8 protein-coding genes, 1 rRNA gene, 1 other RNA gene and 3 pseudogenes are annotated in these 14329 nt (G+C 57.6%); 11 read left to right on the top strand and 2 right to left on the bottom strand.

Going from position 1 to position 14329, the window contains the following annotated elements; genetic code table 11:
• Positions 1-64 precede the first annotated feature (64 nt).
• The 3 genes and pseudogenes from ssrA to I6I72_RS03150 all read left to right on the top strand — a co-directional run.
• Positions 65-443: a transfer-messenger RNA gene (ssrA, locus tag I6I72_RS03160) on the top strand.
• Positions 444-628: 185 nt separating this feature from the next.
• On the top strand, positions 629-1771 hold the full coding sequence (locus I6I72_RS03155; RefSeq protein ID WP_049062492.1) for a YihY/virulence factor BrkB family protein: 1143 nt from the start codon (positions 629-631) through the stop codon (positions 1769-1771).
• A 96-nt stretch (positions 1772-1867) separates the two neighbouring features.
• Positions 1868-1951 (top strand): annotated as a pseudogene (locus I6I72_RS03150) (organic hydroperoxide resistance protein); the annotation flags it as partial.
• A 26-nt stretch (positions 1952-1977) separates the two neighbouring features.
• Here I6I72_RS03150 and I6I72_RS03145 read toward each other — a convergent pair.
• On the bottom strand, positions 1978-3315 hold the full coding sequence (locus I6I72_RS03145; protein ID WP_049062491.1) for a M20/M25/M40 family metallo-hydrolase: 1338 nt from the start codon (positions 3313-3315) through the stop codon (positions 1978-1980).
• A 215-nt stretch (positions 3316-3530) separates the two neighbouring features.
• On the opposite strand from I6I72_RS03145, the pseudogene I6I72_RS03140 reads away from it, so the two are divergent.
• Positions 3531-4412: pseudogene (locus I6I72_RS03140) on the top strand (AbgT family transporter); the annotation flags it as partial.
• Positions 4413-4442: 30 nt separating this feature from the next.
• Here I6I72_RS03140 and I6I72_RS03135 read toward each other — a convergent pair.
• Positions 4443-5668, bottom strand: a protein-coding gene (locus tag I6I72_RS03135; protein ID WP_201806497.1) for an IS3 family transposase whose coding sequence is annotated in 2 segments (ribosomal slippage) — positions 4443-5389 and positions 5389-5668 — 1227 coding nt in all. Because the reading frame shifts where the segments join, the coding sequence is not laid out codon by codon here.
• A gap of 43 nt (positions 5669-5711) precedes the next feature.
• On the opposite strand from I6I72_RS03135, the pseudogene I6I72_RS03130 reads away from it, so the two are divergent.
• The 7 genes and pseudogenes from I6I72_RS03130 to I6I72_RS03100 form a co-directional block, all read left to right on the top strand.
• A pseudogene (locus I6I72_RS03130) lies at positions 5712-6488 on the top strand (AbgT family transporter); the annotation flags it as partial.
• 1 nt (position 6489) lies between these two features.
• Positions 6490-7875, top strand: a complete 1386-nt coding sequence (locus tag I6I72_RS03125) for a M20 family metallopeptidase (protein ID WP_049062489.1) — start codon at positions 6490-6492, stop codon at positions 7873-7875.
• 183 nt (positions 7876-8058) lie between these two features.
• Positions 8059-9072: a siderophore ABC transporter substrate-binding protein gene (locus I6I72_RS03120; RefSeq protein ID WP_201807461.1), complete on the top strand. Its 1014-nt coding sequence runs from the start codon at positions 8059-8061 to the stop codon at positions 9070-9072.
• Positions 9073-9141: 69 nt separating this feature from the next.
• A complete protein-coding gene (locus tag I6I72_RS03115) occupies positions 9142-10146 on the top strand; it encodes an ABC transporter permease (protein ID WP_223197962.1) in 1005 nt (334 codons plus the stop codon).
• The gene (locus tag I6I72_RS03110; protein ID WP_049062486.1) at positions 10136-11179 is read left to right on the top strand and encodes an iron chelate uptake ABC transporter family permease subunit; all 1044 of its coding nucleotides are present in this window, start codon (positions 10136-10138) and stop codon (positions 11177-11179) included. The genes I6I72_RS03115 and I6I72_RS03110 overlap by 11 nt, the downstream gene beginning before the upstream one ends.
• Complete coding sequence (locus tag I6I72_RS03105) at positions 11176-11931, top strand: iron ABC transporter ATP-binding protein (RefSeq protein WP_049062485.1); 756 nt, start codon at positions 11176-11178, stop codon at positions 11929-11931. Before I6I72_RS03110 ends, I6I72_RS03105 begins: the two co-directional genes overlap by 4 nt.
• Positions 11932-12585: 654 nt before the next feature.
• A 16S ribosomal RNA gene (locus I6I72_RS03100) occupies positions 12586-14103 on the top strand.
• Positions 14104-14329 lie beyond the last annotated feature (226 nt).

The following is a 14329-nucleotide window of genomic DNA, read 5'->3' as shown; positions in this document are numbered from 1 at the left end:
AGTCTTGGGTGGAGTAGTGTTGTACGAACTGTAGAGAAAGCACATGCCCGCTCTACGGATGTAAGGGGTCGACTTGGTTTCGACTTCGTACATTGAGCCAGGGGAAGCGTGCCGGTGCAGGCTGGAGACCACCGTAAGCGTCGCAGCAACCAATAAACGCAGAGAAGAACTCTCAGCGTGACTACGCCCTCGCTGCCTAATTTCAGCGACGCGTGTCTGTCAGCCCAGGTTTAGTTCCTGACCTGGTTCCTGGCATCGACTAAGGAACTTGCTCCACCGGCTTGTCGTTCGGTCGGTGGGGGACTTTCAGAGCGACTGGGCCCATCATCCGGAACGTGTTTGCCCGTGCCGGAGGGCCGAGTAGAGATCCTGTGCAGACTGCGCACGGAGAAGCCCTGGCGAGGTGACGAAGGACCCGGGTTCAATTCCCGGCGGCTCCACCGCAAAGTCCCAGCTAGATTACGTCCTAGCTGGGGCTTTTCAATTTTTAGACGAATCGCGTGAGCCTGGTTGTTAAGAACAAAAAGAAAGGGACTGCAATAACCGCGGTCGTTCTTTTCATTGTTGGCACGATCCTTGCCGTCGTAGTTTCTGCGTTGGGAACGGCAAGGCCCGGTAAGCTGCAGGTATGACACGCAACGCTACGCCGGACGAAGGTGAGAAGAAGGGGGCATCGGCAAGCCCTGCCGTCGCTGCGCCCAATAGTGGGGAGCTCGTGCGCACGTCGGTGCCCTGGGCGTATGGCTCGGCGGGGGAGGGCGCGTGGCATTTGTCGCGCCGGGCGTGGGGGTTAGTTGTGCGCCGGGTGCGCTATGAGTTCTTCATGAACGCGATGATGGACCGCGCGGCGACGCTCACGTTCTTTACGGTGCTCACGGCGCTGCCCATGGTGTTGGGCGTGTACTCCATTGCGACGCTGGTGCTCGCGCGCAATGAGGAACAGGTGCAGAAACTCACGGCTGATTTCATCGGGACGTACCTGCCGCCGGAATGGGCGGATGCCGCACAGCGGATCGTGGATGCGGTGGTGGGGTCGACGCAACAGTCGACGCTCATGCTGGTGTTATCGGTGGTCCTTGCACTGTCTTCATCCTCGGCGTATGTGCGGGCGTTCGCGCGCAGTGCCAATGCGATGTATGGGCGAGTGGAAGGCCGCGGGCTCGTGCGCACGTGGACAGTGATGTGGCTTCTTACCATCGCAATGGTGCTGGGCGCCGTGGTGATCTTTGTGGCGCTCATGCTGCAGCGCGACATCGTAGTGGGGCTGTTGCGGCCTTTTGGTGGGGTCGCGGGTGTTTCTTCGGTGCGTTCTTTCCTCGTCGATTCCTTCCTGCCGGTGTGGCAATGGCTGCGCTGGCCGGTCGTGGCGGTGATGAGCGTGACACTGTTGGCGTTGTTGTATCGCTTCGCGCCGAATGTGCGGACGCGGAAATTCCAGTGGCTCACGGTGGGCTCAACTATCGCGTTACTGGGCGCTGTCGTGGCGTGGGGACTGGTGCGGGTCTATCTCACGGTGGTGGGTGCGCGCAGCGCGTACGGCGCGCTGGGTACGGTCATCATCGCGCTGTTTGTGTTGTGGATCATGAACACACTGTTTATCCTCGGCGTGAAGATCGACGCGGAGATTACGCGCGCGATGGAGTTGGAGCGGGGGCTCGAGTCGGAGCGCGTTATCCAGGCGCCGCCGCGCGCGACGGGCTCGGCGGTGGCGCAGTCCGCCGCTGTGAGAGAACTGGAGGGGTTGGGCAAGGAGATCCGACTTGAAGATTGAGCATGAATGAGAGTGTGGCATATCGGTACACCCGGATGGCATGCGGAAACAAAACTGCCCCGTCACTTTCTCTCGGGCCCCGATTCCGCAGGCCCCGCCGACAAGGCGCATGAGGTCTGCCCTTATAGCAACGCCACCCGCGGCAACATTGACGTCAAGGTTTCTGTCGTCGAGGATTAATCGGCGCGGTGCTGGAGCACCGTTTCTTAACCACAAAAGCGCTGAACCAGCGCATCGTATGCCTTCACCGTGAGATCTAGGTCTTCCAGGTGGAGGCATTCGTCATGGGAATGTAGCTCGTTGTTGGCGCTCGCTAAGTCCCGTGCGCGAGCATGCAGGGCGAAACCATAGCCCACACCACCCATGCGGCGGGCGAATCGCAGATCTGAGCCGCCCGAGGCGTAGATGGGCACAACTGATGCCTCTGGGAAGAACTCGCCAAATGTCGCAGCCATCGCATCCCAGAGCGGACCCTCTGCAGGCGATGCCGAGGGGGTCTCATTGTTGAGATGCTCGATCCTTATCTCATCAGCCATGTCACCCAGCGCCGCAATGAGGGCGGCGTCGACAGAATCCGCGGTATCCGTCGGATGCGCCCGGATGTCGAGGTTGAGATAAGCCTTCGAAGGGATGACATTGATGGCGCTACCGCCATGAATCCCCGTGAAAGCGATGTTGGTGTGACTAAACGAGTGTGCGAACGCCGCTAGCTCACCGAAAGTCTCATAAGTAGCGTCCCCTGCGGATCCGTCGACAAGCGCGGCGGTGGTATCCGGATCGAAGTGGAACGCCTCCACGAACCAAGACCACACGTGGTCATAGGCGGGCGGCATCGCCAATGCTCCCACGCGCCGGGCGGCCTCCGCCAGTGTGAGGATGGATGAAGACTTTCCATAGGGAAGGGAGCCGTGCCCCGTATCCCCCGTGGCATGGAGGCGACGCTGGAAGATGCCCTTCTCACCGACGTTGATAACCAGAGCATCGCTGCCATCACGCACCGGCAGATGCGAGCCGCCAGTCTCGGAGAGGCAGTTCTTCCAGGAAAATGCGTCGGGGCGGTTCTCAGAAATCCAGCGCGCGCCCAACCTTCCGCCGGATTCTTCGTCGGCGAGCCCCACGAAGGCCACTGTTCCCTTTGGCGGGTTGCCTGCCTGTGCGCGCCGGGCTGTTTCGCGCGTGACTGCGGCTTGCGACGCCGTGATGAAGAGCATGTCGAATACTCCGCGGCCGTACAAAACGCCGTCTACTACCTCGGCGCCGAAGGGATCGTGAGTCCATTTGTCTTCGTCAACGGGGACTACGTCAAGGTGGCCGAGCATCGTCAGTGGTTCCGCTGTGGGGTTGCTGCCGGGCACTGTAAACGCGATCGACACGCGGCCGGGTTCTGGCTCGAAGCGCTCCACCTGGGCTCCCGAGCCCTCGAAGAACTCCTCCAACAGGTCCGCGTTGCGGTACTCGTGGCCACTTCCCGGGGTGCCGTCGTTGATGCAACGATTGCGAATTAACCCCTGCAAGAGTTCAAGAGTGTCGTTGAATAAACCCATTCTGAGGAAGTCGCCTTTCTGGTTTTGCCGTTGAGTGTCCCACGTTCCAAGGTTTCTATATCTCAACCGATAAATAAAAACTTGAGATGTGCATCACCGTTGCATGTAATGTAAGTTACATTGTCTAGAAAGTATTGCGGGGATAACCCCTCGGCAAATGGGCAAGATGACCAAAAATAAAAGACCAATCCCCTTAAAGCACGAGGAGAACCACCATGGCCATCACAAAAGAGACCACGAGTGACCCGCAGGGGAGCGCAGGTCCTGCAAAGGATGCGAAAACTCAGCCAGCCAGTAACGGTTGGCTCGATAAGTTTCTCAACGGCGTTGAATACGTAGGCAACAAGCTGCCAGAGCCGTTCACCATCTTTCTGATCCTGTTCCTCATCACCGGCGTTGCTTCTTCCATCATGGCGTGGATGGGCATCAAGGTGCAGGTACCTGGATCTGATGAAATCCAGCCCGTCAAAGGCTTATTCACCGGCGAAGGCATGTCGTGGTTTACCACCACGATGGGCGAGAATTACATCAACTTCCCGCCGCTGGTTACGGTGCTGCCCATCATGCTGGCAGTCGGCGTGGCCGAGCGCTCCGGAATGCTCTCCGCCCTCATTCGCAAGCTCTTCGGCTCTGCGAAGCCATGGCTTTTGCCTTACGCAGTCGGCGTCATTGGCGTGACCGCATCGGTCATGGCTGACGCTGCCTTCGTTATCGTTCCGCCACTGGCGGCGATGGTGTTCAAGGCAGCCGGCCGTCACCCTGTCGCAGGCCTCATCGGTGGCTTCGCTGCCGTTGGCGCCGGCTACTCCACCGCGCTGGTCCCGACCTCCCTGGATGCGCTGTTCGCAGGTATTACCACCGCGGTTATGGAGACCCTCCCGGGCATGGAGTTCACTGACGTGAACGCAATGTCCAACTACTTCTTCAATGTGGCATCTTCCATTGTTCTCGGTGTCTTGGCTGGTTTCATCACTGATCGCGTCATCGAGCCGCGCATGTGGAAGCAGGAAGTGCCTACTGAAGAGGACATCGATCCGGAAGAGGCCGCGCACCGTGGCGACCGCGACGAGAACGGCGAGGAGCTCTCCGCAGAGCTTTGAAGCGTCCTGGGTTTAGTTCCGCTTCTTTTACGGCCCTGTGTTGATGGGCTGGGTGAGATAGTACTCGGTTTCTACTTCCTGTGGGGTGGCGTAGTCCAATGCTTCGTGAAGTCGCTTAGTGTTCCACCAATGCACCCACCGCAAGGTGGCCAGTTCGACTTCTCCGACCGACGTCCACGGGCCCTGGGCATGAATCAGTTCCGCCTTGTAGAGACCGTTGACTGTTTCGGCTAGAGCATTGTCATAAGAATCGCCGATTGTTCCCACACTCGGGCGGATTCCTGACTCAGCTAGCGCGGTGGAATACTTCAGTGACACGTACTGGCTGCCCCGATCGCTGTGGTGAATTAGTTGGTTTCCATGGATTCGTCCTGCAGTCGTTAACGCATGTTCCAATGCCTCCATGGGCAGCGCATCGGTGCGCATTGTCGAGCGTGTAGCAACACCAACAATTTTTCGGCTGAAGACATCCACGACAAACGCGGTGTAGGCGAATCCTGACAGGGTGCGAACGTAGGTAATGTCGGCAACCCAAAGCCTGCCTGGTGCCTGCGCACGGAAGTTTCGGCGCACTAGGTCCGGGCGATGATCCGGTGTCTTCGGGCTAATCGTTGTCACAGGGGTTCGCCCACGTCTGCGGCCAGAAACACCTGCAAGTTTCATTAGTCGTGCAGTCTTGTCGCGACCAATATGAAAGCCTTCACGGTTCATCGCGTGCCACATTTTGCGGATACCGTAGACCGAGAAATTCTCCGCATGCACACGCTGTATCTCTGGGATGAGCAGGCTATCGCTTAAGGCTCTTGCACTGGGAACACGTGTGGTAGCTTTGCGGTAGCCGCGTGAAGTAATGAATCCACGATCTGCTTGTTTAAGGACTCGACAGATGGCCTCGACCCCAAACTGATCTTTATACGTGTCGATGTAGGAGATCATTTGGTCGTGGGTCGGTCGAGTTCCGCTGCGAAAAAAGCCGAAGCTGTCTTAAGAATCCCGTTTGCTCGTTTCAGTTCGCGGTTTTCGCGGCGCAGACGCTTGAGCTCTTCTTCCATTGTTTCGCCGCCTGAAGCGTCAGAATTATCGCGTACTGAAGCGCTGTCACGGTACCAAGCCCGCAACGTGTGGTGAGATACTCCAAGGAGCTCGCCGACCTCCGTGTAGGCGCGTTGCAGTGAGCAAGATTCCAGGCGGACCATTTCGATGATCTGATGGACCGCCTTGTCCTTGAACTCGACGGAATACTTTCTAGGCATAGTTCAATCCTTCCTTAGCTGAGGTAGGAACTAAACCCAGGACGCTTCACTTTCCCCGACTGAAAGCAAAGGCCTGGTGTGGTCTGCAGTTGCCACCGTCATCGTTACCGCGGCACTGTTGTTCGCCATTCTTCTGCCAGAATCCCCGTGGCGTAACGAGACCGGCGGCTTCCTGCCGAAGTCGCCGCTGATGAGCTCCATCGTCTTCATCGTCTTCCTGTACTTCCTTGTGCTCGGTGTGGTCTATGGCAAGGTCGTGGGCACCGTCAATGGCATCAAGGACGTCGTCGACATGATGATTGGCTCGCTGAAAGACATGATGAGCTTCCTCATCTTGGCCTTCATCTTGGGCCAGTTCGTGGCGCTGTTTGCGTGGACCGGCATCGGTACTTTTACTGCGGTCAAGGGCGCGGCGTTCCTGGAATCCATCGGTCTCACCGGCTTCGGCGCGGTCCTCGCGTTCATCGTCCTGGCCTCGTGCCTGAACCTGCTCATCATCTCCGGTTCTTCGATGTGGACCCTGATGGCGGCAGTGTTCGTTCCGATGTTCGCATTGCTGGGCTATGAGCCGGCCTTCATTCAGGGCGCCTTCCGCGTGGGTGACTCTGCAACTCAGATCATCACTCCGCTGAACCCGTACATGATTGTGATGCTGGGATTCCTGCAGCGCTACGAGCCGAAGGCAGGCCTGGGCACCCTGATGTCGCGCCTGATGCCATACGTGGTTCCGTTCTTCACCGCGTGGGCAATCCTGCTGGCCATCTGGTTCTACGCAGACCTGCCGCTGGGTCCGGGCAACAACATTTTCATCGAGGGATAACGTGTGCGATAGCGACAATCACGCAAGAAACAATCCATCAACGGCATATCTGGAGGCCACGGAGCAGCTCATTGCGCAGCGCGTGGCGGCCGTCCAAACGGCCAACGCGGGAGCGCAAGCATCCTTGGCGGAGGCTTATGCGGGGCAGGACGTGCTGTGGAAGGCGGCGTCGGAAAGTGCTGACGCCCACCGCGAGCTTGCCGCCCACATCGTGCAGGATTTGCATGCTCACCCAGAGACGGCCTTCGAGGAACACCGCTCGATGGGCATGCTTGCCGGCGTCGTGGAGCAACGCGGTTTCCCCGTCCGGTGCGGTGTTTACGGGGTGGAAACCGCTTTCGAGGCGGAGTGGAGGAGCCCGAATTTCGATGCGTCATCTCATCCCACCGTGGCAATCATGGCCGAGTATGACGCGCTGCCCGGCATCGGACACGGCTGTGGTCATAACGTCATCGCTGCCGCGGGCGTGGGCGGATTCCTATCCGCGGTCGAGGCGCTGCGTAAGAACGGCGGCGTCGAGGGGCGCCTGCTGCTGCAGGGTACCCCGGCCGAGGAGGGGCATTCGGGCAAGGAGTACATGATCCGTGGCGGCAGCCTTGACTCTGTGGATGCAGCGATGATGATCCACGGCTTTGGCTATGACATTGGCTCGCACGCGTGGGTCGGGCGCCGCAGCGTCAACGTGAGCTTCCGCGGCGTGGCGGCGCACGCGAGTTCGCAACCTTTCATGGGGCGCAACGCCCTCGACGCAGCATCCTTGGCCTACCAGGGCATTGGCCTGATGCGTCAGCAGATGCCTCCGAGTGATCGCGTCCACGCCATCATGGGCGGGGGAGCGCGACCTTCGGTGATTCCGCGTGAAGCCTCGATGCTCATCTATGTGCGTTCCTTGGGCAACCAGACCCTCATGGATTTGTCCCAACGCGTTAACGAAATCGTTGAGGGGGCTGCGCTAATGGCCGGCGTCCAGGTCGATGTCGAATGGGACGAGCACCCGATGACGCTGCCGGTACGCAACAACGAGGCGCTGGTGGAGCGGTGGACGCGCACGCAAACGCTGCGCGGAAGGACGGCGCTTCCCGCGGGAACCGTGCCGGAGACCCTTGCCGCGTCCACGGACTTCGGTAACGTCTCGCACCTTGTGCCGGGCATTCACCCGATGGTCAAGGTCTCTCCGTCCGACGTTGCCTTGCATACCGAGGACTTCGCTCGCTGGGCCGCAACGGATGCGGCTGTCGACGCCGCAGTGGACTCGGCAGCAGGCTTGGCCCAAGTAGCAATCGACTACTTGGCGGACATGAAAATGCGCGCGGCAGCGAACGCGGAGTTTGCTGAACAGGGCGCTGTTTCGGTGGCGGATCTCTTGGCCAAGTCGGCCGCGGACTAGGTGCCGAGTAGCCGCGGAGTAGGTTTTCTTGCATTGTGCAAGGGTGGGGGCAACCACCTCTTTGTGCAGTGCAACCTACAATATATTGCATTTGTAGGCTTGCCTAGCAAAAAGTTGGTTGAAAGGTAAGGCTTACGTCAGTTAGGCTAGGCGAGTAATTGAAAACCTCTCGAAAAGGACATCATGACCGCCAAGATTCGTCGTTCTCTCGTCGCGTCCGTCGCAGCCCTGTCGATGGCTCTGGCCGCTTGCTCTTCTGCAGAAGAGTCCACCTCCGGTTCTTCTGACACCTCCGCAGCTTCCTCCTCCGAGACCACGGAGATCACTCTCGAGGACAACTTTGGTGAGAAGAAGATTGCTACCCCGGTTACCGTCCCGGCCGTTACGGATAACCGCGCTTTCGAGATTCTTGCTAACTGGGATGTCAAGATCGCCGCCGCACCGCTGAAGCTGGTTCCTTCCGCCGTGCGCGATGTCTACAACAAGGACACCGTTGCAGCTGACCTCGGTTCCCACCGCGAGCCGGACCTCGAGGCACTCGTTGCCGCTGAGCCAGACGTGATCTGGAACGGCCAGCGCTTCGAGCAGTACCAGGAAGACATTGAGAAGCTGGTCGAGGACGTTCCGGTCGTTGACTTTGAGCCGCGCGATGACAAGGACTTCTTCGAAGAACTCAAGCGCCACACCAAGGCGCTGGGCCAGACCTTCGGACACGAAGAGGACGCAGCCAAGCTCATCAAGGACTTCGACGCAGCCGCAAAGCGCGCCAAGGAAGCTTATGATCCTTCCAAGAAGGTCATGGCAGTGAACACCTCCGGTGGCGAGATCGGCTATATCGCGCCGAAGATCGGCCGCACCTACGGCCCGGTTTTCGACCTCATCGGTATGACCCCGGCTCTTGAGGTTCCGGAAGGAACCGATGACCACGAGGGCGACGACATCTCCGTCGAGGCAATCGCTGAGTCCAACCCGGACTGGATCCTCGTTATGGACCGCGACGCAGCCATCAGTAAGGAAGGCAAAGAGCACGTTCCAGGCGACAAACTCGTTAACGAGAATGCTGCGCTGAAGAACGTGACCGCAGTCAAGGAAGGCAACGTCTACGTTGCCCCGGCTGATACCTACGTCAACGAGAGCATCATTACCTACACTGAGATTCTCAACGCTCTGGCCGATGCCTTTGAGAAACAGTCCTAACCTGCACCAATAGAACCGAAACCGGAACGCCGAAAGGCTTTCCGGTTTTTGGTGTGAAAGAGATAGATTTTGACTTCAGCAGAGATAACCGCGGTTCAAGAAGCACCACCCGCGCGCCGTTCCCGCGGCAAGCTTTTCACTTGGAAGCTGTTGCTCGGCGTCGTGGCTGTAGCGGCGTTGCTCCTCCTTTCGCTCATGGTGGGGGAGTATTCGATCCTTGAGCACGACGACGGCCGCGACATGTTTATGACCACGCGCATTCCGCGCACCATCGCCCTGGTGCTCGCGGGCGCGGCGATGGCGATGAGTGGATTGGTGATGCAGCTGCTCACCCAGAATCGCTTCGTTGAACCCACGACCACGGGTACCACGGAATGGGCAGGCCTCGGCCTTCTCTTTTCGATGATCGTGCTCCCGCACGCGTCGGTGCTTGGCCGCATGGTCATCTCTGTTGTGTTTTCTTTCATCGGCACGATGGTCTTCTTCGCTTTCTTGCGCCGAGTCACGTTGCGCTCCTCGCTCATCGTGCCGATCATCGGCATCATGCTGGGCGCCGTCGTCAGCGCGGTGTCCTCTTTCGTGGCACTGACCACCGACAAACTGCAGCAGCTGGGTATCTGGTTCATGGGCTCGTTCACCTCCGTGTACGAGGGCCAGTACGAGGTACTGTGGATCGTGTTGCTGGTGCTGCTCGCGGTGTTCTTCTACGCGGACAAACTCACAGTCGCCGGCTTGGGCCAAGAAATCGCCACCAACGTGGGCCTGAATTACAACCGAATGATCCTCATCGGCACCGGGCTCATCGCTGTGGCCACTGGCGTGGTCACCGTGGTCGTGGGCTCCCTGCCTTTCTTGGGACTTATCGTTCCCAACGTGGTGAGCATGTTCCGCGGCGATGACCTGCGCTCAAACCTTCCTTGGGTATGCCTGCTCGGTATTGCCACGGTCACCTTGTGTGACCTCATCGGCCGAACCGTCATTTCGCCGTTTGAGCTGCCCGTATCCGTCATCCTGGGCGTGATTGGCGCGGCCGTCTTCGTATTCCTGATTGTGAGGTCCACCCGTGAGCGTTAAGACAGAGCAGCGCACAGGCGACGTCGCCAAGCAGCGCTATGTAGGCTCCTTCCAGTCGGCCAAAGCAGCGCGCAAGTATTGGATCATCTTGGTGGCGCTCATCGTGGCGGGCGCACTCTTCGCGTTTGGCCTGCTGGCGTATGGCAATCCCATGGACTTCGGAACGCGTAAGTGGTGGCTCATCGCGCAACGCCGCGCCGACGCCGTGACCGCCATGGCTATCGTGGCTGTGTGCCAAGCCGTTGCGACCGTGGCCTTTCATACAGTCACCAACAACCGCATCCTGACCCCGTCCATCATGGGCTTTGAATCGCTCTACGTGGCGATTAATACTGCGACCGTCTTCTTCCTAGGCGCCACGGGCCTGACGGAAGCCCGCAATATAGGCACCTTCCTGTTCCAGATGGCAGTGATGATTGTGCTCTCGCTCATCCTGTACTCGTGGCTGCTGACCAACCGCAGCAACAACATGCATGCGATGCTATTGGTCGGCGTGGTCATTGGTGGCGGACTTGGATCGCTGTCCACTCTGATGCAGCGCATGCTGACACCCAGCGAGTTCGACGTGCTGACGGCACGACTGTTTGGCTCGGTCAACAATGCTGAGACTGAGTATTATCCCATCGCAATTCCGCTGGTGATTGCGGCGACGGCGTTGCTCTTCTTTAATTCCCGCCGCCTCAACGTGCTCTCGCTTGGTCGCGACGCTGCCACCAACCTCGGCGTGAATCACAAGTTCAACGCGATCTTTACTCTGATCCTGGTATCAGTTCTCATGGCCACCACGACCTCGCTCGTAGGTCCCATGACTTTCCTCGGATTCTTGGTGGCAACCTTGGCCTACCAGTTCGCGGAAACCTACGATCACCGATACTTGTTCCCCATGGCCATCGCCACCGCCTTTGCTGTGCTGACGGGTGCGTACTTCCTCATGCAGCACGTCTTCTACGCACAGGGCGTTGTATCCATCATCATTGAGCTCGTCGGCGGCTCGGTATTCCTCATCGTCATTTTGCGAAAGGGCAGACTGTGATCACACTCAATAACGTTGCGAAGACCTATTCCCACGAGACGAACATTGGCCCAGTGTCTCTCGACATTCCGGCCGGCGGTATCACCGCGCTTGTGGGTCCCAACGGTGCCGGCAAGTCCACGCTGTTGACGATGGTGGGGCGTTTGCTCGATATCGACGAAGGCACCATTGAGGTCGCTGGATTGGATATCGCCTCTACCAAATCCCAGGACTTGGCCAAGATTTTGTCCATCCTGCGGCAGGAGAACCACTTCATCACGAAGCTGACGGTGCGTCAGCTCGTGGGGTTTGGCCGCTTCCCGTACTCGCATGGCCGCCTGACGGCTGAGGACGAGGAGATCATCTCCAAGTACATTGACTTCCTTCACCTCAGCGATTTGGAGAACCGCTACCTGGATCAGCTCTCGGGCGGCCAGCGTCAGCGCGCGTATGTGGCGATGGTCCTGTGCCAGGAGACTGATTACGTTTTGCTGGACGAGCCTCTCAACAACCTTGATATCGCGCACTCCGTGGAAATGATGAAGCACCTCAAGGAGGCCGCGCAGAACTTCGGGCGCACGATCATCATTGTTTTGCATGACATCAACTTCGCTGCCCGCTATGCCGATCACATTTGTGCGGTGAAGAATGGGGAAGTGGTGGCCTTCGGTAATCCGGAGGAGGTCATGCGCGACGAGGTGCTGACCCCAATCTTCAATACGCCCATCACGGTTATCGACGGCCCCGACGGTCTGTTGGCGTGCTATCACTAGCTGCTTGACGACGTCGCGCCTTCTGGGCGCTGCTTGATACGCCAGGTTTGTCTCCGAAATGGGGATTTACCTGGCGATTTGTGTACTTACACTAGTGCGCGCTAAATTATTCCGAGTCGCAACGAGGTGGCCGCAAGGTTAACAAGTTGAGATGAGGATGAATTCTTCTTCACGGATTTGACACAAATCAAATAAGTGAGTAAGTTAATCCGAGTCGCTTCAAGAGTTAGGAACTGAAATTCCGAGCAAACGAAGTCGCGATGATGTCTGAGAACTCAATAGTGTGCCAATGTACTTTTTACTACTTTGTGGTGATCGTGATTGTGCTGACCGGGCTAGGTGTTTGGTTGGTGTGGTGTGTGCCGGATCGGGCCTTTTTTGATGAGGGCGCGATTGTAAATAATTAAGTTTGTTTATTTGGTATGCATTGAGATTGCGTGAATCATTTTTTGTGGTTTGACTGCCCCCTTTATTTTGCCCCGTCGGGTTGGGGGTGGTTGTGGTTTTTCTTTGTATAGTAATTTTTGGATTTGCCAGCCTTATTAAGGATCAATGTTGTTGTTTTTTCGATGGTGTTGGTTTTTGGTTGGTTTGTCTTTTTGTTAGGTTTGGGCTTTTCACGGCCTGATTTTTTGGCTTTTGTGCTGAAATTTTTTTGTGGAGAGTTTGATCCTGGCTCAGGACGAACGCTGGCGGCGTGCTTAACACATGCAAGTCGAACGGAAAGGCCTGCAGCTTGCTGCGGGTACTCGAGTGGCGAACGGGTGAGTAACACGTGGGTGATCTGCCTTGCACTTCGGGATAAGCTTGGGAAACTGGGTCTAATACCGGATAGGACAGCTGTTTAGTGTCAGTTGTGGAAAGTTTTTTCGGTGCAAGATGAGCTCGCGGCCTATCAGCTTGTTGGTGGGGTAATGGCCTACCAAGGCGTCGACGGGTAGCCGGCCTGAGAGGGTGTACGGCCACATTGGGACTGAGATACGGCCCAGACTCCTACGGGAGGCAGCAGTGGGGAATATTGCACAATGGGCGGAAGCCTGATGCAGCGACGCCGCGTGGGGGATGAAGGCCTTCGGGTTGTAAACTCCTTTCGACAGGGACGAAGCGTAAGTGACGGTACCTGTATAAGAAGCACCGGCTAACTACGTGCCAGCAGCCGCGGTAATACGTAGGGTGCGAGCGTTGTCCGGAATTACTGGGCGTAAAGAGCTCGTAGGTGGTTTGTCGCGTCGTCTGTGAAATTCCGGGGCTTAACTCCGGGCGTGCAGGCGATACGGGCTGACTTGAGTGCTGTAGGGGAGACTGGAATTCCTGGTGTAGCGGTGAAATGCGCAGATATCAGGAGGAACACCGATGGCGAAGGCAGGTCTCTGGGCAGTAACTGACGCTGAGGAGCGAAAGCATGGGTAGCGAACAGGATTAGATACCCTGGTAGTCCATGCCGTAAACGGTGGGCGCTAGGTGTAGGGGGCTTCCACGTCTTCTGTGCCGTAGCTAACGCATTAAGCGCCCCGCCTGGGGAGTACGGCCGCAAGGCTAAAACTCAAAGGAATTGACGGGGGCCCGCACAAGCGGCGGAGCATGTGGATTAATTCGATGCAACGCGAAGAACCTTACCTGGGCTTGACATATACAAGACAGGCGTAGAGATACGTCCTCCCTTGTGGTTTGTATACAGGTGGTGCATGGTTGTCGTCAGCTCGTGTCGTGAGATGTTGGGTTAAGTCCCGCAACGAGCGCAACCCTTGTCTTATGTTGCCAGCATTTGGTTGGGGACTCATGAGAGACTGCCGGGGTCAACTCGGAGGAAGGTGGGGATGACGTCAAATCATCATGCCCCTTATGTCCAGGGCTTCACACATGCTACAATGGTCGGTACAACGCGCAGCGACACTGTGAGGTGGAGCGAATCGCTGAAAGCCGGCCTTAGTTCGGATTGGGGTCTGCAACTCGACCCCATGAAGTCGGAGTCGCTAGTAATCGCAGATCAGCAACGCTGCGGTGAATACGTTCCCGGGCCTTGTACACACCGCCCGTCACGTCATGAAAGTTGGTAACACCCGAAGCCAGTGGCTCAAACTCGTTAGGGAGCTGTCGAAGGTGGGATCGGCGATTGGGACGAAGTCGTAACAAGGTAGCCGTACCGGAAGGTGCGGCTGGATCACCTCCTTTCTAAGGAGCATTATTTTTGTGCCCACAGTTGTGGGTGTGTTGGTTGAGTACACGCGTGTTGTACTGCCAGCAATTTTTTTTAATCGGGTGGAGACATACCTTAAACAGTCTGGTTATTTTCAAAGTGGTAGGCCAGCCGCATGGCACTGTGTGTGTTGTGTGGTGGTGTGTATGTTGGTGCATTGTTGGGTGTCTGGGGCATTATTGTCCTGGTGTTGCCCAGTCA

The sequence above is a fragment of the Corynebacterium striatum genome (genome assembly GCF_016728105.1).
GTDB classification, from domain to species: domain Bacteria; phylum Actinomycetota; class Actinomycetes; order Mycobacteriales; family Mycobacteriaceae; genus Corynebacterium; species Corynebacterium striatum.
This window is presented reverse-complemented; position numbering and strand designations above follow the sequence as displayed.

Excerpts from the sequence above, each read along its gene's own strand:
- I6I72_RS03155 (WP_049062492.1), top strand. The coding sequence starts at position 629 with ATGACACGCAACGCTACGCCGGACGAAGGTGAGAAGAAGGGGGCATCG.
- I6I72_RS03145 (WP_049062491.1), bottom strand. The coding sequence starts at position 3,315 with ATGGGTTTATTCAACGACACTCTTGAACTCTTGCAGGGGTTAATTCGC.
- I6I72_RS03120 (WP_201807461.1), top strand. The coding sequence starts at position 8,059 with ATGACCGCCAAGATTCGTCGTTCTCTCGTCGCGTCCGTCGCAGCCCTG.